The 21,847-nt window shown below is 60.2% G+C and carries 16 protein-coding genes and 1 rRNA gene; 3 read left to right on the top strand and 14 right to left on the bottom strand.

Annotated features, from left to right (window positions below; all coding sequences use genetic code 11):
• The 4 genes from PWJ82_RS05760 to PWJ82_RS05745 all read right to left on the bottom strand — a co-directional run.
• Positions 1-328 (bottom strand): 16S ribosomal RNA (locus PWJ82_RS05760); the annotation flags it as partial.
• A 724-nt stretch (positions 329-1,052) separates the two neighbouring features.
• Positions 1,053-2,312, bottom strand: a complete 1,260-nt coding sequence (tyrS, locus tag PWJ82_RS05755; protein WP_274735762.1) for a tyrosine--tRNA ligase — start codon at positions 2,310-2,312, stop codon at positions 1,053-1,055.
• 97 nt (positions 2,313-2,409) lie between these two features.
• Positions 2,410-3,837, bottom strand: coding sequence for an argininosuccinate lyase (gene argH, locus PWJ82_RS05750; RefSeq protein ID WP_274735761.1), 1,428 nt, complete (start codon positions 3,835-3,837; stop codon positions 2,410-2,412).
• 84 nt (positions 3,838-3,921) lie between these two features.
• The gene (locus PWJ82_RS05745) at positions 3,922-4,746 is read right to left on the bottom strand and encodes a nitroreductase family protein (RefSeq protein WP_274735759.1); all 825 of its coding nucleotides are present in this window, start codon (positions 4,744-4,746) and stop codon (positions 3,922-3,924) included.
• Between the two features lie 275 nt (positions 4,747-5,021).
• On the opposite strand from PWJ82_RS05745, the gene PWJ82_RS05740 reads away from it, so the two are divergent.
• On the top strand, positions 5,022-6,569 hold the full coding sequence (locus tag PWJ82_RS05740) for an MFS transporter (RefSeq protein WP_155875866.1): 1,548 nt from the start codon (positions 5,022-5,024) through the stop codon (positions 6,567-6,569).
• 160 nt (positions 6,570-6,729) lie between these two features.
• On the opposite strand, the gene PWJ82_RS05735 is transcribed toward PWJ82_RS05740, so the two are convergent.
• From PWJ82_RS05735 to PWJ82_RS05710, 6 genes are all read right to left on the bottom strand, one after another.
• Positions 6,730-7,965: an argininosuccinate synthase gene (locus tag PWJ82_RS05735; protein WP_016442686.1), complete on the bottom strand. Its 1,236-nt coding sequence runs from the start codon at positions 7,963-7,965 to the stop codon at positions 6,730-6,732.
• A gap of 2 nt (positions 7,966-7,967) precedes the next feature.
• Positions 7,968-8,441 (bottom strand): arginine repressor, encoded by a 474-nt coding sequence (locus PWJ82_RS05730; protein WP_274735758.1) that lies wholly within the window; start codon positions 8,439-8,441, stop codon positions 7,968-7,970.
• A 113-nt stretch (positions 8,442-8,554) separates the two neighbouring features.
• Positions 8,555-10,183, bottom strand: a complete 1,629-nt coding sequence (locus PWJ82_RS05725; RefSeq protein ID WP_274735757.1) for a dynamin family protein — start codon at positions 10,181-10,183, stop codon at positions 8,555-8,557.
• On the bottom strand, positions 10,162-12,024 hold the full coding sequence (locus tag PWJ82_RS05720; RefSeq protein WP_274735756.1) for a hypothetical protein: 1,863 nt from the start codon (positions 12,022-12,024) through the stop codon (positions 10,162-10,164). Before PWJ82_RS05720 ends, PWJ82_RS05725 begins: the two co-directional genes overlap by 22 nt.
• Positions 12,021-13,337, bottom strand: a complete 1,317-nt coding sequence (gene hisS, locus PWJ82_RS05715; RefSeq protein ID WP_274735755.1) for a histidine--tRNA ligase — start codon at positions 13,335-13,337, stop codon at positions 12,021-12,023. Before hisS ends, PWJ82_RS05720 begins: the two co-directional genes overlap by 4 nt.
• A 13-nt stretch (positions 13,338-13,350) precedes the next feature.
• Positions 13,351-14,079 (bottom strand): MBL fold metallo-hydrolase, encoded by a 729-nt coding sequence (locus PWJ82_RS05710; RefSeq protein ID WP_274735753.1) that lies wholly within the window; start codon positions 14,077-14,079, stop codon positions 13,351-13,353.
• Positions 14,080-14,220: 141 nt separating this feature from the next.
• Between PWJ82_RS05710 and PWJ82_RS05705 the strand changes: the two genes are divergently transcribed.
• Both PWJ82_RS05705 and PWJ82_RS05700 read left to right on the top strand, forming a co-directional pair.
• Positions 14,221-15,513 carry a DUF349 domain-containing protein gene (locus PWJ82_RS05705; RefSeq protein ID WP_274735751.1) on the top strand — a complete coding sequence of 431 codons (1,293 nt, stop codon included), beginning with the start codon at positions 14,221-14,223 and terminating at the stop codon, positions 15,511-15,513.
• A 90-nt stretch (positions 15,514-15,603) separates the two neighbouring features.
• Positions 15,604-16,083, top strand: a complete 480-nt coding sequence (locus tag PWJ82_RS05700; RefSeq protein ID WP_016442679.1) for a hypothetical protein — start codon at positions 15,604-15,606, stop codon at positions 16,081-16,083.
• Positions 16,084-16,145: 62 nt separating this feature from the next.
• Here PWJ82_RS05700 and PWJ82_RS05695 read toward each other — a convergent pair whose 3' ends face one another.
• Genes PWJ82_RS05695 through secD form a run of 4 tightly spaced genes read right to left on the bottom strand, consistent with a single transcriptional unit; the run spans position 16,146 to position 21,844 of the window.
• Positions 16,146-18,449: a RelA/SpoT family protein gene (locus PWJ82_RS05695; RefSeq protein WP_016442678.1), complete on the bottom strand. Its 2,304-nt coding sequence runs from the start codon at positions 18,447-18,449 to the stop codon at positions 16,146-16,148.
• 19 nt (positions 18,450-18,468) lie between these two features.
• Positions 18,469-19,011: an adenine phosphoribosyltransferase gene (locus PWJ82_RS05690; RefSeq protein WP_016442677.1), complete on the bottom strand. Its 543-nt coding sequence runs from the start codon at positions 19,009-19,011 to the stop codon at positions 18,469-18,471.
• Positions 19,008-20,105, bottom strand: a complete 1,098-nt coding sequence (gene secF / locus PWJ82_RS05685; RefSeq protein WP_274735747.1) for a protein translocase subunit SecF — start codon at positions 20,103-20,105, stop codon at positions 19,008-19,010. Before secF ends, PWJ82_RS05690 begins: the two co-directional genes overlap by 4 nt.
• A complete protein-coding gene (gene secD, locus PWJ82_RS05680) occupies positions 20,105-21,844 on the bottom strand; it encodes a protein translocase subunit SecD (protein ID WP_274735746.1) in 1,740 nt (579 codons plus the stop codon). The genes secF and secD overlap by 1 nt, the downstream gene beginning before the upstream one ends.
• Positions 21,845-21,847 lie beyond the last annotated feature (3 nt).

The raw sequence follows: 21,847 nt of genomic DNA, 5'->3' as shown, positions 1-21,847 counted from the left end.
TCTCAGTCCCAATGTGGCCGGTCACCCTCTCAGGCCGGCTACCCGTCACCGCCTTGGTAGGCCATCACCCCACCAACAAGCTGATAGGCCGCGAGCCCATCCCCCTTCACAAAAGCTTTCCCAAACAATCCATGCGAATCATCCAGAATATTCGGTATTAGACCCCGTTTCCAAGGCTTATCCCAAAAAGGAGGGCAGGTTACTCACGTATTACTCACCCGTTCGCCACTAATCCACCCACAACAAGTTGCAGGCTTCATCGTTCGACTTGCATGTGTTAAGCACGCCGCCAGCGTTCGTCCTGAGCCAGGATCAAACTCTCCACAAAAAAACTGTAAAGAGCAAGAAAAATAACTAGCTCAAAAAATATATATAAATAACAAGAACAACACACCACCAACAAACAAACCAAACACCACATAAAAACACGGCATCTAGTCACTATCTATTGGAGTGCTAACTGTCCTCGCACACACCCACACAACCAACCAGGAAACCAACAACAACATCAGTCAACCCAGCAAAGGTCATGTGAACAAAAAAATTTCACGTAAAAAATAATAGTCAGACACGCTATTAAGCATCCAAACACCACACCCACACCCCACACCAACCACCAAAACCATTGACTGGTCAGCCCAGGAAGAATCATCCACGCTCAAGAAGAGCAACCCCGTAAGCCTACCACCACCACTCGATTCTTTCAAAGCGGGAAGCTAGTGAACTAGGCTACTCACGAGGAGTTTCCGTGCCACCTCGAGGCGTTTCCGGCTCTCGGCGACGGATAACAAGCTTACAAGCCCAACCCGCCCAACGCAAACCAAACCAACGAGACACCCACCACACCTGGCTAAATGAACGGAAAACACTTGGAAAACACCCAAAAACCCGATAAAAGCCGCAGCACGCCCGGCAAAAATCGTCAATTACGCCGATATCCCGTACTGATCTATTCGTGCACCGTGGTTCATAGATAGTGGCGGCGCTACCGTCACCGGTAACGCCGCCTACCCATCACAGCTCACGTGCGAAAGCTGTTTTGACTTCGCTATTTAGTCCGTAACGCGGATAACCGCGAGGTTTTTCTTGCCCTTGCGTAACACCACAACACCCCCGGGAAGCACATCGCTGCTAGTCAGCACGTCAGACTCTCCGACTTTGCGATTGTTGATATTCAGGCCGCCGGATTTCGCGGTTCGCCGCGCGGCGCCCAGACCCCGTTCTTGACCCGTGGCCACGAAGAGCTCGGGAATGGAAGCTCCCAGACTCGCGTTCGCCTGCGGCAGTTCTGCCACGGCATCACGCAGGGTATCCGCATCCAAAGCGGCCAAACCGTCACCGCCGAAGAGCGCGCGCGAGGCATTGTCCACTCGTTCTGCCACGTCCGCGCCATGCACCCAGGCCGTCACATCTTGAGCAAGCACGCGTTGTGCCCGCCTTTCCTGGGGGCGCTCCGCCACCGCGGTAGCCAGCTCCTCGATCTCTTCCCGAGTCCGGAAAGTAAAGACCTTGAGCATATGCACCACATCTTCGTCGGCGGTATTGAGCCAGAACTGGAAGAACTTGTAGGGACTGAGCATCTCGGGGTTGAGCCATACGGCCCCACCCTCAGATTTCCCAAACTTCGTGCCATCCGACTTGGTGATCAGCGGATTCGTGAGCACGTGCACCGACTCCCCTGTCACCTTGCGGATGAGGTCCATGCCGCCTACGAGGTTGCCCCACTGGTCGTTCCCGCCAACCTCCAAGGTGCAGCCGTAACGAGTGAACAGCTCAAGGTAATCATTGGCCTGGAGAACCTGGTAAGAAAATTCGGCGTAGGAAATGCCCTCGTCCGATTCCAGGCGCCGCGCCACAATGTCTTTGGAAAGCATCGTCCCGAGCCGGAAATGCTTACCCAAGTCGCGCAGGAAATCAATCGCGGAAAGCTGCCCGGTCCAATCCAAGTTATTGACGAGCCGAGCCGGGTTATCTCCCTCGAAATCCAACAGGCCGCGCAACTGCCCGGCCAGAGATTCCACCCATTGAGCAACGGTGTCCCGTGAATTAAGCGTGCGTTCGGTTGAGGGGCGCGGATCCCCAATGAGCCCGGTTGCCCCACCTACCAGCACCAGGGGATGGTGTCCGGCCAGTTGGAGATGCCGCATGAGCTTCACCGCGACAAGGTGACCGTGGTGCAGAGAAGCCGCCGTCGGATCAAAACCGCAATAGAAGGTGACCGGACCGGAGTTCAGCGCGCTACGCAGCGCGTCAATATCCGTATGCTGGGCGATCAGCCCCCGCCATTCCAGTTCCTCAAGAACGTCCTTCACGTCTCGTGTCCTTCCGTTGTGATTCGCGCGTCACGGGCCTTTCCGTAACGTCACGTCCGGACGTTATCACGCCCGGTTTTTTCTTGCCACTATATTTTTACGACGACGCATCGGTCGCGCTGCGGGCAAAGCCCTCCGCGCGCCCGATGAATTCCCGCGCACTGGCCAGCTGCTCCGCGACCCGCTCCGGAGCGGTGCCGCCCGCCCCGCGCCGGGCCCCTACAGAGGCGGCCACCGTGAGTACTTCCCGGACATCCGGAGTGAGCCGCGCGTCGATGGAGCGCAGCTCGTCGTCGTCCATATCCCATAACTCAATGCCGCGCTCTTCGCAGAAGGCGACCGCGCGACCCGAAATTTCATGCGCGTCACGGAAAGGAACCCCGCCACGCACCAACCACTCGGCGATATCGGTGGCGAGGGAGAATCCCTGGGGCGCCAGCTCGGCCATGCGCGCGTAATTGAGCTCCATGGTTTCCACCATGCCCGCTACCGCGGGGAGGAGGAGGTCGAGGGTATCGATGGCGTCGAAAACCGGTTCTTTATCCTCTTGCAGATCTCGGTTATAGGCGAGCGGGAGTCCCTTGAGGGTAGCTAACAATCCGGCCAGATCACCGATGAGTCGTCCGCTCTTGCCGCGGGTTAATTCGGCCACGTCCGGGTTCTTTTTCTGCGGCATAATCGAGGATCCGGTCGCGTATGCATCATCAAGAGTGACGAAGCGGAATTCGCGGGTATTCCACAGGATAATTTCTTCGGAAAGCCGCGAAAGATCCACCCCGATCTGAGCGCAAATATAGCTGAATTCGGCAACCACGTCCCGTGCGGCGGTGGCGTCGATGGAATTGTGTTCCGGGGCATTAAAGCCCAGTTCTGTAGCGATTGCCGCAGCATCCAGCCCCAGGGTATTCCCCGCCAGAGCCCCGGCACCGTAGGGTGAATACGCAGCCCGCTTATCCCAGTCCTGCCAGCGCCCGATATCGCGCAATAACGGCCAGACATGGGCGAGCAAATGATGGGCCACCAACACCGGCTGGGCGTGCTGGAGGTGGGTGCGCCCGGGCATCACCGCGTTGCCGGCACGTTCGGCCTGCGAAACGAGGGCCTGAACCACCGTCAGCAGTTTTTCACTCAGGTACCGCGCCGCGTCGCGCAGGTACATGCGGATGAGAGTAGCGATTTGATCATTGCGCGAACGCCCAGCGCGAAGCTTTCCTCCCAGCTCCACCCCGGCTTCGGCCAGCAGGGCACGTTCTAGAGCCGTATGCACATCTTCATCATCGGGGGAAGGCGTGAGTTCCCCGCTAGCCACCCGCTGTCCGAGCGTATCTAAAGCAGCGAGCATCGCGGCAAGCTCGGAGTGGTCCAAGAGGCCTGCCTTGGCCAACGCCCGGGCGTGGGCGTGGCTCCCGGCAAGATCGTAGGGTGCCAAGCGCCAATCAATATGAGTCGAGCGTGAAAGTTCGGTCAGGGCGTCAGCGCTGGAACCGCTGAAGCGCCCACCCCATAGGGCGAGATGTTCAGTCATTACACTATTCTAAACACGGTCACTTTCATGCGGGAAGTTCAGCCGCTCCCCCGCGGAAAATTCCGTGCACCCGCCGGTATCCCACTACTCTGCTACATCTTCCACTGGAAGTGCCACGTCAAAGCCCTGCGCTCCAATGGCTGCCAGGAGTCGCCCACGGCGTGCCACCGACCCGCTCAGGCGGGTGGGTACGTACTCGGTGAAAGGCCCGACCGGCTTTCCGTAACGGATATCCACCCAGGGCGCGATAGCGGCGTCGTATTCACGCAGCGATTCCACCGCGGATTCCGGTTCCTGATAATGATCGGTAAAAACGCGCAGCCCGGCATCCATGCGCGGTTTGAGCTCGGGAATACGCTGCGAATCGGGGTAGCCCATAATGAGGCCGATAACCGGGAACGTGAGTTCGGGCAGGTCCAGCACCTGGCACATGCGTTCGGCGTCGTTCAAAATAGAACCGAGGTAGGTGGTACCCAAACCGTGACCTTCCGCAGCCACCACGGTGTTCTGGGCCGCGATCATGCAATCCGCAACCGCGGCGTTAAAGGCGTCATAGCTACGGGCACCGGCGCCCTCGACCCCCTGCTCCTGGCATACGCGCCAGACGCGGCGCGTATCCGCCACGAAAATCCACAATTCAGGTGCCTGCGCCACATAAGCCTGGGTGCAGATTTCCGCAATCGCCTGGCGGCGGTCCGGATCCTGCACCCGGATAATACTTGCGTATTGCATGCCCTGCGAGGTCGCGGCGTGCAGGGCTGCCTGGATCAGGGCGCCAGTAAGTTCCTCTCCGAGCGGCCGGCCATCAAAATCACGAATGGTGCGGTGGTTAAGCTGAGTGCGCAGAATCTCTTCCGCGCCGCTGTTGGCAGGACGCGTACCTTCTGAAGTCTTATGTGAAGTATCCATACGGGTATTCTCCCACGCTTGGGCCGCGGCGCAAGATTCGTCACAACTGGCATTGGCGGGGAATGCTGCTATGCTGGCACCCGTACCGGGACTGCTGTCTCTGCTCGCTCGCCTCCGCGCGGGCTCTTTTTGTGCATGCGCCGGGTGTTCGGCTATTCCGCCGCCCCGTCGCTCACCTTTGTACACCACAGCATCGCAGAGTTACCGGAGCTAGGGTGCGTTCGTCTCACGGCTATATCTATGCCGCCAGCGTGCGCGTTGTTGTGAAGGATGGAATGGAAAATACGCGTTATTTCACGATTCCGGGTTCGGACCGAACGTATGACCGCAATAAGCTCCTCGTGGTGCTCATCGTTGCGCTCGTCATGTCGCTTATTCAGGTCAGCTCGGTTAATAATCTGCTTCCCATTATCGAAACGGGCCTGAATGCCGGGCGCGGTGATATTCAGTGGGTGCTCTCCGGCTATTCCCTAGCTTTCGGGCTGCTCCTGGTACCCGCGGGGCGCCTGGGTGATATCTTCGGACGTTCCTCGCTGTGGATGATCGGGATGGCGGTGTTCACACTCGGCTCGCTACTGTGCGGGGTTGCCAGCGACGCGTTGATCCTCAATATCGCGCGCGCCCTCCAGGGCATCGGTTCGGGGATTTTCTCTCCCCAGGTCACCGGCATGATTATGCAGTATTTCGACGGTCACGCCCGCGCGAAAGCCTTCGCCTATATGGGCCTGGCCATTTCTGCCTCGGTTGCCGTGGGACCGCTGCTCTCGGGGAGCCTCGTCCAGATCTTCGGGCCCGTGGGCTGGCGATGGTCCTTTATTCTCAACGTCCCGCTCGGCTTGCTCGGTTTGGGGCTGGGTATTTTCTTGCTGCCGTTCCTGAAGGAACGGCGTGCTATTGGCGACGACGCCGCCAAGATTGACGCCGCCTACCGGGCAGAAATGGAACGTCGGGGCCAACCGGTCGGTCGCCGACGCGGGCATCACCTCGACCTCGACCCGGTGGGAATGACCCTGTTGGCTCTCGCCGTGCTCTGCCTCATGCTGCCCTTCATGTCGCACTTCGCCTGGCGTTGGGCACTGCTGGGCGGTGGGGCCCTTCTCGGGCTCGCCTGGGTGCTCTGGGAGCATTCTTACGCGAAGCGGGGCCGGATTCCCATGGTCAACCTACGCCTCTTCCGCATCGAATCCTTCAGTTTCTGCACCTCCATTACCGCCATCCAGTTCCTTGGGACAACATCTGTTTTCGTGGTGCTGGCCATGTATCTCCAGCAGGGCATGGGATTCAATGCACTGCAGGCCGGCATGCTCGGCCTGCCCAATGCGATTGCCTCGGCCTACGCCTCGGTGTGGGCGGGGCGCTACGCGGTGGCTTGGGGCCGGCATATCCAGGCTGGCGCTTTCGCGCTCGCACTGGTATCGCTCGCCTCAAGTATTCCGTTGGCCGCTGGAATTGCCTATTCGGGGTGGAGCCCGTGGTGGCTTTCCCTTCCCATTTGCGTTTTCGGCTTCGGAATTGGCGTCATTGGTTCGGCCAATCAGACCCAGGCGATGATTGATGTTCCGCGAGCCCACGGCGGTACCGCGGGCGGGGTGCAGCAAACCAGTCAGCGTATTACCACCGCTATCGGCAATGCCATGGTAACCGCCATCCTCTTCGCTTTCGTCAACGAAGGTACCCCGCGCGGAGACGGTGCCTGGTTCACCGGTTACGCGGCTTCCATGGGGACCATCTGTTTTATTGTGGCACTCGCTCTGACTGTCTCGATTATTTTCATGCGCCGGCCCGCTTCGCCGGCGATGCTGCGCGCCCGCGAAGCGAAGTAACGCATTGTCAAGCACCGAATAAAAACGGGGCCGGGGTTATGACGACCTCGGCCCCGTTCTCGATACGGCTAAGTTGGCGTGCATCCTAAATACCTGTAGCTGCTCGCCGGGAACCTCGCCGCGCGAGCAAAACTTAGTTCGGTCGAGCTCACGCGCCTCACTAGTTCAGCCGCGCGGGCGGGATAGCCACCCCGCGCCCGAAGGTAACATCGCGAGCGGCTGCAAGTTTCGCGGGCAGCCCGGTCAATTCGATGAAGCCCTTCGCGTGGGACTGGTCGAAGGAGTCACCGGCATCGTAAGTAGCCAAATTGAAATCGTAAAGCGAAGCCTCCGAGCGTCGCCCGGTGACGGTAGCGCGCCCGCCATGCATAACCATACGAATATCACCGGAGACATAACGCTGGGTATCTTCGATATAAGCATCGAGGGAGCGCTTAAGTGGGGAGAACCACTGGCCTTCGTATACGATATCCGCCCAGCGATCTGCGACCGTACGCTTGAAACGAGCTTGCTCGCGATCCATCGTCACGTTCTCGAGTTCCTTATGCGCGGTGAGCAGCGCCATGGCACCCGGTGCCTCGTAAATCTCACGGGATTTAATACCGACATAGCGGTCTTCAACCACATCAATCCGGCCAATCCCCTGCTTTCCAGCCCGCTTATTGAGCTGCTCAATAGCTTGCAGCGGAGTGACTGCTTCGCCGTCGATCTTAACCGGAATACCGCCCTCAAAGGTGATAATCACTTCATCAGGCAATGGCGGGTAGGTCGGATCATCCGTGTAGGTATACACATCCTTCGTGGGTGCATTCCATAGATCTTCGAGGTACCCGGTTTCAATAGCCCGGCCCCACACATTCTGGTCAATGGAGAAGGGATTATGGTGGGTGGTTTCGATGGGCAAATTGTGCTTATTGGCGTAATCAATAGCGAATTCGCGGGTGAGCGCGAGGTCACGCACCGGGGATAGGCAGGCCAGATCCGGTCCCAACTGGGTAATGCCGTTTTCGAAACGTACCTGGTCATTGCCTTTTCCGGTGCATCCGTGCGCTACCGTACTCGCCCCGAATTGCCGGGCCGCTGCCACCAGGTGCTTCACGATGACCGGACGGGAAATCGCGGAAATAAGCGGGTAGGCGTCCATATAGAGCGCCCCGGCCTTGAGGGCCGGCATGCAGTATTCGCTGGCGAATTCATCGCGGGCATCGGCGATATAGGCTTCCACGGCCCCGCAATCGAGGGCGCGTTGGCGAATGGTCTCCAGATCCTCGCCCCCCTGGCCTACATCCACGGCGACCGTGATGACTTCGGCTCCGGTTCGTTCCCCGATCCAGCCGATCGCCACCGAGGTATCCAGTCCGCCCGAATAGGCGAGAACTACCCGCTCCTTCGCCATTATTACTCCTTTTTCTCCCCCATTGAGAGGAGGTGTTGCCTGATCTCTACCGCGCGTTCTTCGCTACGGGCAATGACCAGCACGGTGTCGTCTCCGGCAACGCACCCGAGCACGCCATCCAAGCGCGCCCGGTCAATCCCGGCGGCGAGTAGCTGCGCGGCCCCGGGCGGGGTGCGCAACACGATCTGGTTGAGAGCACATTCGGCGCTGAGCAGTATTTCACGAGCCCACCGCGCCAGGCGCTCCCCGGTATCCATCGTCTGGTCAGCGATGCGATATGCCATCGATCCGTCCACCCGGATCTTAACGGCCCCCAAATCGTCTAAATCACGGGAGAGCGTAGCCTGGGTGACATCCACCCCGGCACGTATGAGATACTCCCGCAGTTCATTTTGGGAACCGATGAGATGAGCATCCAGAATCGAGGCGATAAGCCCTTGGCGGGCGGTGCGACTCGAAGGAATTCCGGCGGTCACAATGATCCTTTCGCATCACCGGGAGCGCGAACCGGCGGCCCGCACTCCCTTGCATTATAATCATACACGCGCATGCAAGTTCTTGCATTACACGCGGCGGGTGTCGGCCCGAGTCAGGCAGACACCCGCATTAATGATGCCACGGCGCGCGCAAAGTCTCGGTAGCGTTCCATTTCCGTGCGGAACGGCACCAGCACGTTTTCGCGAACTTCGGTTTCGATAGCGGCGCGCGCCCGGGTGCTCACCTGCCGTTCCAGGCGCTGCGCCCCGCGCGTGCGTGCGGCCCTCGCGCTCATACTTACGACGACGCCGCATACGGAACCGGCCACCAAGCAGATCAGGCTCGCCCGACGCAGCCCCAGCGGAAGGGTCACTCCCCCGACCTCGGTGATGATTCCGGCGGCTAGTCCTAGCGCTCCCAGCATCAGAGCGGCGAAAGCGAGCCATTGGAGGGCCGCGGCGCAGCCCCACCAGCGCGGCCGGTGCCAGGCCTGGCTTTCCCGCGCGATTATCCGGGCGATGTTATCGGCGAGCCGCGCAGCTTGCCGGGAACTCTCATCGCGTACCGCCCCGCGCCAGGAACGCGGGAGAAAACGGGTAACTTGGGTGGTGAATTCGGCCAAAGTTACCCGAGTGTTTTCCACGGCTCCGGAGCTAGCCACTGCCGCAACGCTGCCCGCCACATATGGCCTGGCACCCGTATCGGTAGTGGCGGCCGAATGAGACGTAACTCCCGCTGCGGAACTACGCATAATATCTGCGCCGCTTCCGTTTCTGCCACCGGGAAGGGCTCGCCTACCCCGCCCGCGCAGCGGCGGCCAGGCGGTGGCACGCCGTGCCGCCCTCCGGTAATGTCCTGCCGCTTCGCGTGCTGCGGAGCTGAGCCCGCCGGCCCGAGCCAGCCCGCTAACGAGCTCATCCACCCCGGCAATATCGGTGAGGTCACGCGGATAGCCGCCCTGGTAAATGAGGTTCTCCGTGAGCGCGGCTCCCGCGGTCCGCACATCCGCGGCGAGTTTTTCTGCCGCAGCTCTCTTCCCCGCCGCGATTTCTACCAGCGCCCCGCGAATCTCTTCGATGCCGCGCCCGGTGAGTGCCGAGGCCGCCACAATATCCGCGCTCACGCCTTCGGTGACGAGAATACGCCCCAGATCCGCGACAATAGCTTCTTCATCACCAGCACCGAGACGATCAACTTGATTGATGACGATGAGGAGAGACGAATGATATTCGCTCATCGCGGCCAAGAAGTCTTCGTGAACCACGGCATCCGCGTATTTTTGGGGGTCGAGTACCCAGATAACCACATCGGCTCGGGCAATAATACGCTCGGCCTGGACGCGATGGGTATCCGCCGTGGAATCAATATCCGGCAGGTCCACAAGCACCAGATTGGCGGTGGTATCGGGAGCTAGCTGGAGCAGCACTTTACGTTCGCGCACCCCGAGCCAATCGAGGACATCAGAGGCATGGCGCCCCGATACTCCTAGAGGTGCGCGGGTGGCTGGACGGGTGGCGGCCACCCCGGCCACCTCCTGTCCCACAATGGCGTTAAGCAGGGATGACTTACCCGAGCCGGTGGCGCCTGCCAGAGCCACCACGGTGCGTTCGGTTCCTATCAGACCGCGCTGGCGCGCGCGGGTTAGCACATCGCGCGCCTGGGCACGCACCGACTCATCAAGGTAGGCACCACCCAGGTCGAGGGCCTGCTCCAGGTTCTTTAATCCAGTGGGGAGATCCATCCGCGCCTCCCTTCCGCGCTACGCATCGCCTCATCTAGCTCATTCAGAGCATCTGTGCTGACTCCCAAGCGCGCGATTTCCTCTCGATAGGGTGCGGCCGTGGCCGCGAAGAACTCTTCTGCGCGCCCGAGGAGATCCTCGGTAGCGGAAGCGGCCATGCGGCGAACAGCGTCGTCGCCGAAAATAGCTTCCAAAACGCGCTGCGCTACCACGGCCGTTCCCCCGGCGATAGCTACTTCTCCACCGGTAAGACCGGCGGAGTGAGCAAAAACAACCAGCATGAGCGCGACGCCCACCGCATTAATACCGAGGGAAACGACGCGTGCGGTGAGCTGCTTGCCGTGTCCCTGCTCGCCGAGCATATCCATGAGAGAGCGGCGCCAATCACGGACCAGGGCTCCGGCAGCGTCCCGGCGAGCCGCGCGATCCCTGCCGGCTTCGATAGCCCCGCCTACCGCGGCATCATGCCCGGCATCTCCCGCCGCGGTATCGCGCTCGGAACCGGCCTCCGCGCCCCGGGACTCAACAGCGAGAACTATTCCCGCACCCGCTGCGCTGCGCTCCAATTCGGTGGTAAGGCAAGTAGCCAGGCCGGCGTCCGCGGTGAGGAGCATATCGGTGAGGGAGTCTTCGATGGCCTCTCCCACGGCTTCTTCGCTTGCGTTCCGGCTAGCGGTACGCCGCGAGCTCAGCCGATCACGCCAACGCGTGACACCTGCCTGCACAGCGCGAGCCCACTGCCCGCTGCCGAGCATCTCATGCCAGCGACGCAGCACCTCGCCGCGCAACACGGTACCATCCGCGATACCGGATTCTATTCGGGCACGTGCCTCTTTCAGCGCAGCACTGACCTCTGTGTCTAAGCGTTCGGCTTCCTCGATCTGTTCGAGATAAGAGTCGCGGGCCTGGGCGCAGGTATCGGCCAGGCTAGCGAGCGCCCCGGTGAGAGTTTGGCGCGCTACCGAGGCACGCGAACGTTCATCACGGGCGAGCCCGGCGAGCCACTCACGCAGCGGAGCCACATCGGCCTCCGGAATGCCCGGCGCCCCCGGGTACTCGGTTATCACAAAGAGCGGGGCGCTTCCCAAACCGCGTTCCTCAAGCCTGCGGATCAAATCGGGGCGAATCGCCGCGGCATCCCCAACAGGAACCCTATTGAGGACAACGGCAATGACAATATTGCGCTCGGCTGCTTCATCGAGGAGGGCCCATGGAATCGCATCCGAATAACGCGCGGCGGTGGTAACAAAAACCCACAAGTCAGCCGCTTGGAGAAGCTGGCCGGCCAATCTACGGTTATCCCCCTCGACTGAGTCAATATCCGGAGAATCCACCAGTGCCAGGCCCCGCGGGATACGAGGTGATTCCACCAAGCGGATGTCACCGCTCGCTTTCGCCGCCCGCGCGCTACCAACCGCTGCTGCGCCGTCGCTCACAACCACCGCTGCGCCCTTGCCGGAACGTTCTGGCGCAAGCGCTGCGCCGTCGCCATTCAAACGAGCCAGCCCGGGGAAAATACGGTCGCCGGAAAACCATGCTCCCTCCCCGGGAGCGTGGGCGAGCACCGGGATCCGGGTAGTGGGGCGCAGCGCGGAAGATGGTGTCACCGGTGCACCCACGAGGGCGTTCACCAGGGCCGATTTACCCGAGCCCGTAGATCCGCCCACCACGGCCACCAGCGGCGCATCCAGGGAGCGCAGGCGCGGGAGCACGTAGTCATCAAGCTGGTGGAGACCGTCGGTGCGAGCATCGCGCCCGTCTGCCGCCCCCGGGGTGGGCAGTGGGAACCTCAGGTCTTCCAGCGCCTGGCGCACCCGCTCAAGGGAAAGCAGGCGACTCACGGCATAATCACCCGCGGGTAGCGATCTTCTTCCGGCGGAGTCCAGGTGTCCGGGTCAGCGGGGACCTGGGTGCCCGAGCGCACATCACGAACCTGCTCGCCTTCCGCCGTTGTAAACCACACAAAGGGAATACCGCGCTTATCAGCCGCTTTAATCTGCTTACCGAATTTCGTGGCGTTATGCGAGACGTCCGCCGGAATACCGCGGGCACGCAAACGTGCCGCGATGGTGGAGGCATGGTGACGTTCGGATTCATCGTTGACCGCCACGTACACGGCCGTGGGAACCTTGCGGCTAGCACGCAGCAGATCCTGGTGCAGGAAACGTGCGAGCAGGCGCGATACCCCGATGGACAGGCCCACGCCCGGATAGCTGCGGTTACCGGCCGTTGCCAGGTTATCGTAGCGCCCACCCGAGCATACCGAGCCAAGATCTGCGTGACCTTCCACCGTCGATTCGAAAACAGAACCGGTGTAGTAGTCCAGACCGCGTGCAATAGACAGATCCGCGCTGACCGAACCGGGTATGAGAGAGTTCGCTTCGGTGACGAGTGTTGCTAGTTCTTCCAGGCCTTCGTCCAAGAGCGACGACGACGCACCAAGCGCGCGGACTCTGTCTACGAAGGAGGCATCCTCGGTGATGATACCCGCCAAGCTCAAGGCAAGTTGCGCCTGCTCCGCGCTTGCACCCACGTGTTCGGAGAGTAACTCGGTCACCACGTGCGGGCCGACCTTGTCGAGCTTATCTAGGATTCGCAGGGTTTCCTCGGTATTTTCCAGCCCGATCGCTTCGTAGAAGCCCTGGGCGAGTTTACGGTTCGAGGCACGCACCCGCACCCTTGGGATGGGAAGCTTGCTCAACGCATCAACCATGACGAGCGGCAACTCAATATCGTGGTGGAAGGCGAGGGAGTCCTGGCCAACCACATCAACATCAGCCTGGTAAAACTCCCGGAAGCGCCCGTCCTGGGGGCGTTCGCCGCGCCAGACCTTCTGGATTTGGTAGCGCTTGAAGGGGAAATCGAGTTTTCCGGCGTTTTCCAGCACGTAACGGGCCAGCGGCACGGTGAGATCGAAATGAAGACCGAGGCCGGAATCCTGGCCTTCCTCCCCCTGGAGGCGGCGCAGCACATACACTTCTTTGGAAGTTTCGCCCTTGCGCAGCAGCTGATCCATAGGTTCGACGGCGCGAGTTTCCACCCCCGAAAAACCGTGGAGTTCAAAGGTGGAACGCAGGGTGTCAAGAACTTTCTGTTCCACGATACGGGCTTGCGGAAGCCATTCGGGGAAACCGGAAATCGGCGCAATTTTCATAGGTACTATTCTTTCACTTCATCGCGATATAGGCGCGCAGGTACGGTGAGGCTTTGAGCTCGCGCGCCAGGGTGGAGGGTTTGCCGTGGCCGGGGAAGAAAATCGTGGAGCCGTCCACCTCGGCAACGATGGTGCGCAAGGAAGCGCGCATCTGCGCATCGTTCCCGCCCGCGAGGTCGGTGCGGCCCACTCCGTCCCGGAAGAGCACATCTCCGGTGATCATGAAATTCTCCCCGAAACCCCAATCGGGAAGCTGCGGAGTTTCTGGATCCGCTTCGAAGCGCCCCGAGAAGAGAAAAACTGTCGAGCCCTCGGTATGCCCCGGGGTAGCGATGGCGCGCAGGTGCACACCGGGAACCAGCTCCATTCCCTCCGCGTATATTTCTTCGGGAAGAGGCACGATCTTTTCCGGTTTCACCCAGGAACGCCCCCCGGTGGCGGCCAGGACGAGCGGCGCGTAAAAAGCATTGGCGATCGGATTATCCAGCCGGTATGCGTCAGGCTCAGCGATAAAGCACGGCACGCTTGAGCCGGCCACCACCCCGGCATCCCACACATGATCCCCGTGCCCGTGCGTGGCCAGTACGGCGCCCAGGCGCAAATGACGGGCTGCCAGGGTGCGTTCTACCCACGCGGCGCTGCCAGCTCCCGCATCAACAACCAGGGCAACCCGATGAGTAGGGTCGGCCATGATATAACAATTCGCCTCCAGGGCAGTATTGGAATACCGCAAGAAAATCATGCATTAACCGTATCCTTTCTCCCGATTTTTTCCTACTGGCACCCGGAATCCCTTTCTCCGTGGCACAATTGTGGTATACCGTAAGAATTAAAGTTGTCCCGCGGCGTGTACCTCACGCCTCTTTCTCCACAAGGAGTAACAATGTCCACAGCTCATCCCGCTCAGCCCGCTCCCGCGCCGCTGGATCCGGCCGCCGTCGCCAAAGCCCGTCCTTTCGGACGCGTGGACGACGAAGGGAAGGTGTGGCTTAAGGATGGCGATACCGAACGGGTCGTTGGCCATTACGCGGCTTCCGGCACCGAAGATGATGCCCTGGAATTCTATATTCGCCGCTATATTGACCTGGATACCCAGGTAAGTCTGGCAGAAACGCGTGCCCACCACGTATCCCCCGAAGAAAGCCGCAAGTCAATTGCATCCCTACGCAAGGAACTGGCCGAACCGGCCGCGGTGGGTGATATCGCGGCGCTGCGCACTCGCTTGGATAAGCTCGAAGAAGTCGTGGCGCTGCGCGCCAAGGAATACGCGGCTCAGCGCGCCGCCGCCAAGGAAGCTGCTCTCCAGGAGCGAACCCAGATTGTGGAACGCGCTGAGGAACTCGCCAACGCGAATCCGCACACCATCCACTGGCAGAATACCCGCGCTGAGCTCAATGATCTTTTCGAAAGTTGGAAACGGGCCCAGCGCCAGGGTGCGCGCATTGATCGTCCCACCGAAGAAGCACTGTGGCGGCGCTTTGCTACTGCCCGCTCCACCTTTGATCGCGCCCGGCGCAACCACTATAAGGAACTGGATGTACGCCGCAGCCAGGTGAAGGCCACCAAGGAAAAGCTCATTGCGGAGGCCGCCACGCTCTCCTCCTCCACCGATTGGCGGGAAACCGGGGATCGCTACCGCGAACTCATGGATGAATGGAAGCGGGCAGGGCGGGCCGGGCGCCGCGATGACGATAAGCTCTGGGAGCGTTTCATGGCCGCTCGCCAACCTTTCTACGACGCTCGGGATGCGCATTTCAGCCAGGTGGATAGCCAGTACGCGGAAAATTTGGCCGCGAAGCTCGAATTGGTGGCGGAAGCTGAAGCTCTCCTTCCCATTACCAATGTTGATGAAGCCCGCGAAAAGCTCCGTGAGATCGGGGAACGCTGGGATGAGATCGGCTTTGTGGCCCGCGGTGATATCGCCCGGACCGAGGGCCGGATGCGGGAAATTGAGGAAAAGATTCGCGCGGCGGAAAACGACCGCTGGAACCGTACCGACCCGGAAAAGCAGCAGCGTTCTTCCGGTATGGCCGCACAGCTCGAAGCGCTTATCGCCGAACTCGATGAGGAAATCGCCCAGGCCCGACAGGCCGGTGATGAAAAGAAGCTCACCGAGCTAAACGAGGCGCGGGCCGCCCGCGTGGCCTGGCTCGAGCAGGTAAATAAGGATCTGTAACTTTTTCCTACCTGTGGATAAATGCAAGCCGCTCTCCCCGCCTGGGGAGAGCGGCTTGCATTATTTTATTCACCACCACACACTCTCGGTATGTATGTGGACGGGGTGCAGCGCCTGGATATTAACGCTGGCTTGCTGGTGGAATACGCTCCCGGGTTAGTGTGCGCGGCTGATTGTGCCGCCTATGCGCCGCTGCGGGCTTCTCTTCTTGCGCAGGTACTGGGGCGGGATAGCATTGCCACCACACTGAGCGCAATGTGGGTTTATACCGGTTACTGGCCCGCGGACCGGCTGATTCGGATCTGTAGCGTGCGAGCTAAGTCACGGACTATCCGCAAGCCGGCACCCGAGGAGCGCCAATCGATAGCCGGCTTGTGCTTAACCACGCTGCCACGTACCATCACGGATATTTTTCGCCAGGAAGAGCTGGACGTAGCAATTACCTGTGCTCTGGAGGTGGCGCGGCAGCGCCTTCTAGAAGCTGATGGGTGGGAAGCGGCGGCAGAAAACCTGACCGGCCGGCACCTCGCCGCAGCGCGTGCGGCTGTGCATGCTATTGCCCAGCGCTAAGCACGGGAGCGACCAGGAGCTTCCGGCGTTCAGCTCCGTGCCGTAACCGCGGCGAATCCGCGCTATGCACGCGGAGATTCCACCCGGCGCTGATTAGCGGGCTTGGAATTAGTCACCCGGTACGCATCGTACACGCCTTCAATCTTGCGTAGATCTGCCAGCACCCGAGCTAGGTGATGCGGATCGGCCATCTCAAAGGTGAAGGTGTTACGCACCATGCGTTCTTTCGTGGTCATCATATTGCCGGCCAGAAGATTCACCCCGTTATCCAGGAGCGCTCGGGAAATATCGGAGAGTAAGCCCTGCCGGTCGAGTGCGTCCACCTGGACCTGGATAACGTACACCGCTTCGGAATCATCAGCCCAGTGCACCTCGAGGAATCGTTCCGGTTGCTTTTGCAACTGCTCCACATTCGGGCAATCCGCGCGGTGGATGGACACACCCGAGCCGCGAGTCACGAAACCAACGATGGAATCGGGGGGAACCGGGGTGCAGCAGCGGGCTAGCTTGACCATAACATCCCCGGCTTCCATACCTTGGACCACCACAGCGTTATCGGTGCTGGCCGTGCTCCGCCGCCGTGAAATACGGTTCGGAGTCACTGCCTCCGCGAGAGTTTCCTCCACCCCGGCCTGCCCGCCCTGGGAGGTAATGAGGTTACGCACCACCGTTTCGGGGGAGATATCCCCTTCCCCAATACCCGCGTACAGGTCATCGACGGAACTGCGTCCGGCCTCCCGCGCTACTTCCGCGAGTGTGTCATGGCTCATGAGGCGCTGGACGGGTTGGTTACGTTTACGGATGGCGCGGGCAAGCTTATCCTTGCCCTCTTCTACCGCTTCATCCCGGCGACTCTTCTTGAACCACACCCGGATCTTGGCGCGGGCACGCGGACTTGCCACGAAATCAAGCCAGCCGAGGGAAGGTCCGGCATCCGGGCTTTTCGCGGTAATAATCTCAACCGTATCCCCGGATTCCAGCTTGTGATCGAGGGTGACGAGACGATCATTCACCCGCGCCCCCACCGTACGATGCCCCACTTCCGTGTGGACAGCATAGGCGAAATCGACCGGGGTGGCTCCGGTGGGGAGCTCCATAACTTCCCCGGCCGGAGTGAACACGTACACCTTATTACCGGAGATCTCATAGGAGAGCGACTCGAGGAATTCTGCCGGGTCCGCGGTTTCCCGCTGCCAATCAACTAGCTGGCGTAGCCAGTTGAGCTGGGTTGTTTCTTCGTCGACTTTCGCGGTCCCGCCCCCGCGCTTGGTGGCATTCGGGTTTTCCTTATACCGCCAGTGCGCTGCCACTCCGTATTCCGCGCGCCTATGCATATCGTAGGTACGGATCTGAATTTCAAGAGAGCGGTTATCCGGGCCGATAACCGTGGTGTGAATCGACTGGTAGAGGTTGAATTTAGGGGTGGTGATATAGTCCTTGATCCGCCCCTGAATGGGCGTGAAAATAGTATTGGCAACACCCAGCACCGCGTAGCAGTCCGGGATAGTTTCCACGAGTACCCGCACTCCCACGAGGTCATAAATATCTTCGAAGTCCTTACCCCGCAAAATCATCTTCTGGTAGATGGAGTAATAGTGCTTAGGGCGACCGGTAATCGTGCATTTAATATGGGAACTCTTGAGCTCCCGCTCCAAAATGGCCTTGATTTTCGCGATATACGCTTCGCGTTCCGGGGTGCGTTCTTGCACCAGGGATTCAATTTCGGCGTAGACCTCCGGGTACATGGTTTTAAAAGAGAGGTCCTCGAGTTCCCATTTAATGGAATTCATGCCGAGGCGGTGCGCGAGGGGCGCGTAGATCTCCAGGGTTTCATGTGCCTTGGATCGTGCCTTTTCCTGCGGCATGAAACGCCAGGTGCGGGCATTATGGAGCCGGTCGGCAAGTTTAATGAGAAGCACGCGGATGTCTTTGGACATCGCGATCACCATTTTGCGCACCGTTTCCGCCTGCGCTGCTTCTCCGTATTCGACCTTATCGAGCTTCGTGACTCCGTCCACGAGCAGTTCCACGGTGGAGCCGAAATTATCCCGGACCTGCTCGAGGGTATATCCGGTATCTTCCACGGTGTCGTGGAGGAGAGCACCCACGAGGGTATCCTCGTCCATTCCGAGTTCGGCGAGGATGGTTGCCACCGCGACCGGATGCGTAATATACGGCTCTCCCGAGCGCCGCTTCTGGCCACGGTGGCATTCCTCCGCCACGTTATACGCCCGGATAATGCGTTCCTTATCAACATTACCCAGGGCGCGCATAAGGGGTTCCAGGGCATCAGGAACCTGGCTGGCCGTGCGTCCGGTCAACCACGATAGCCGCGATAGTACCCGCGGACCCTGCGATTCCGACATGCCCCACTCCCCTCTTGCGTTAATCGAAGGTTAGCACCGCTTCGACCTGCCTACCGGCCAGACGCTCCCGACCGCCCATACCCGCCAGCTCAATGAGCATGCACAGGCCGGCCACAATCCCGCCCGAGCTTTCCACCAGCTCACAGGCTGCATTCGCGGTTCCACCGGTGGCGAGAACGTCATCGATGATAAGAACGCGCTGTCCATCTTCAATATTAAAGGGCTGAACCTCCATGCGGGCCGAACCGTATTCCAGTTCATAATCAACCCCGATAACCGGCCCGGGCAACCGCCCGGCTTTGCGGATGGTGACCATTCCCAGCCCCATGGCGTACGCCAGCGGCGCGGACAAAATAAATCCGCGTGATTCCAGCCCGGCAACGGCGTCGATCTTACCTTCGTAATGGCGGGCCAGCTCATCAATAAAGAGGTGGAATGCTTCACCGTCTGCTATCAGCGGGGTGATATCACGAAAGATAACCCCGGGCGCCGGGAAGTTTTCACGTTCTCGCACCCGACTGGCCGCTAGTTCCACGAGTTGCGAAGAAAACGCAGTGCTCACTTCTTGCTCCTCTTCTTGCGGCGCGGCTGCGCGGTATTACCAAGATGGTGGCCAGGTTCGAGCACCGCGGAGACGACGTCCTCTTCCGCAACACCGGCCTCAACACGTTCGGCGCGCGCAGCAGCCACTTCCGCGTTATGGGCCTTGATGCGCGGATCGGCATTCGTCAGGGTGACGGCGAGCGGCGCCGCCAAGAAAATGGACGAGTACGCCGAGAGCAGCAGACCGACGAAGAGCACCAGCGCAAGATCGCGCAAGGTACCCGCGCCCATAAGGTACACCCCGATGAACAGAATGGATGCCACCGGCATAATCGAGGTGACCGAGGTGTTGATGGAGCGGATGAGAGTCTGGTTGACGGCGTGGTTCGTGGACTCCCCGAAGGTCACACGGTGCTGACGCAGCACGTGCTCGGTATTTTCACGGACCTTATCGAAAACCACCACGGTGTCGTACAGGGAGTAGCCGAGGATCGTCAGCAGACCAATCACGGTGGACGGCGTGAATTCGAATCCAAAGAGACAGTAAATACCCACCGTCACCACAAGGTCGTGGAAGAGCGCAACAATTGCGCCCAGGGCATTGCGCCAGGATCGCATATAAGCCCACAGCGCGAGGAGCACCAGCACGATAAAGACCACGAAACCCTGGAGGGCCTTCGTGGAAATATCCTGGCCCCACACCGGGCCGATATAGGTGGAGGTGACATCCTGAACGGAGGTTCCGTATGCTTCAGCCAATTCCGTGCGGATCGCTTCTGTTTCCGCATTGCCCACGCCGGTACCATCAGCATTCGCCGAGGTTTGGATGCGCAGGGAGTTCTCACCTACCTGGGCTACGCGAGCGGCTGCATCCCCGCCGTGGCGGGCCATGATATCCGAGGCGAGGCGCTGATCGGTGGTTTGTGCCCCCGAGACCGTGAACTGGGATCCACCGGTGAACTCAATACCCATATTGAGCCCGCGGGTGAAGAGCGCGATAAACGAGGCGATAACGCAAATAATCGCGATGGTGTACCAGGTCTTGCGCCGCTGCACAATTTTGAAGCTGCGCCGCCCAGAGTAGAGATCATTACCTAAGCTGTACATCGACATTAGGCGTTCTCCTTTCCCTCGCTGCTCGCGGGGAGAGCGGCCCGACGCTCGCGGGTGCGACGCTCAGCAAGCGAGCCTTCCCCGGGAACCTTACGGCCGCGGTACGCCGGGGTATGCGCCAAATGCTTGGCGGACATACCCGATGCCGGGTGCCCCCCGCCGAAGAACTTAGTGCGCACCAGCAGCGTCATAAGCGGATAGGTAAACATAAAGACGACAACGAGGTCGAGGATCGTGGTGAGCCCCAAAGTGAAGGCGAAACCGCGCACCGAGCCCACTGCAATGAAGTAGAGAACCCCGGCGGCAATAAGGTTGACGGAATCAGAGGCGATAATCGTGCGGGTTGCGCGCTTCCATCCGCGCTGCACCGCGGTACGTACCGCGTGCCCGTCACGAATCTCATCCCGAATACGTTCGAAGAACACAATGAAGGAATCGACCGTGATACCGATAGAAATAACCAGACCGACGACGCCGGCCATTGACAAGCGGTAACCCATCACCCAGGACAGTAAACAAATAACCCCGTATGACAAGCCCGTGGCAAGCACCACCGAGCCGATAGCCACAATAGCGAGGGCATGGTACTGCCAAATCAGGTAAAGAACAATAAGCACAAGACCGATCAGCCCGGCCACCAGGCCCGCGCGCAGCGATTCAGAACCGAGGGTGGCCGAAATTTGCTGTTCGGATTGCACCTCAAATTCCAGGGGTAGCGAACCGAATTGCAGCTGGTTGGCCAGCACCCGCGACGTCGTCGCGTTAATGCCGGAACCGTTAATAACGGCCTGCCCGCCTGAAATCTGGGTTTGCGGAACCGCGGAGGAAATAACGCGCCCGTCTAGAACGATAGCGAATTGGTTTTGTGGACTCTTCAGGCCCACCAGCCGCCCGGTCACTTCAGAGAACTTCTGCGCGCCCTCGTTATCGAATTCCAACTGTACAATCCACTGGCCCTGCTGCTGATCGAAACCTGACGTGGCCCGGGTCAGGTTCGTTCCGGCAATCTCGGCCGGGCCGAGCACGTACTTAAACGGCGTGACCTCGCCCGTTTTAGAATCCTTGCTTTGCCCGCAGGCCACCAGCGCGGTATCCGGGTTTTCTTCCGGGGCGGTAGCCGGGTTCTCTGCGGTGCAATCCAAGGTCAGCGCATCGTAGGTGACCCGCTCGGTTTTCGCCCAAGCTGGATCCGAGGCGTTGCTCGGCTGGCTGGGCGGAGTGGTGGAGAGCTTGCCGTCTCCATCTGCGTCGGCAGCCTTCATGGCCGCTTCTTCCAGCGCGGTGCCGGTCAGGGGTGCGGCATTCTCCCCCTCGCCCTTCATGGTTCCCGGATTCGCCATGGCGAGCACCGGGCGCATCCGCAACACCGCGGAATTACGCACGAGGTCGAGGGTTTCCTGACTGGGATGCCCGGGCAGACCCACCACAATATTTGAGCCACCCTGAGAGGTAATTTCCGCTTCCGCCACACCCGAAGCGTCCACGCGCTGGCGAATAATTTCAATCGCCTGGTTGACATCTTCGGCAGTGATCTCGGAATTATCCGTGGTCTTCGGGGTGAGAATAAGCTCCGTGCCCCCTTCGAGGTCAAGAGCAAAATTCGGGGTCCACCGGGATTCCGATCCGGAGCCCGTTGCCGACCCCACCCCCAGGGAGACAAAGAGCGCGATCGCCAAGATCGCAAGGGTAATGATCCGGCGCCAGGATAACCGGACGCCGGAATTTTTAGATTGAGACATAGT

Source organism: Actinotignum schaalii (genome assembly GCF_028864145.1).
GTDB classification, from domain to species: Bacteria; Actinomycetota; Actinomycetes; order Actinomycetales; family Actinomycetaceae; genus Actinotignum; species Actinotignum schaalii_B.
This window is presented reverse-complemented; position numbering and strand designations above follow the sequence as displayed.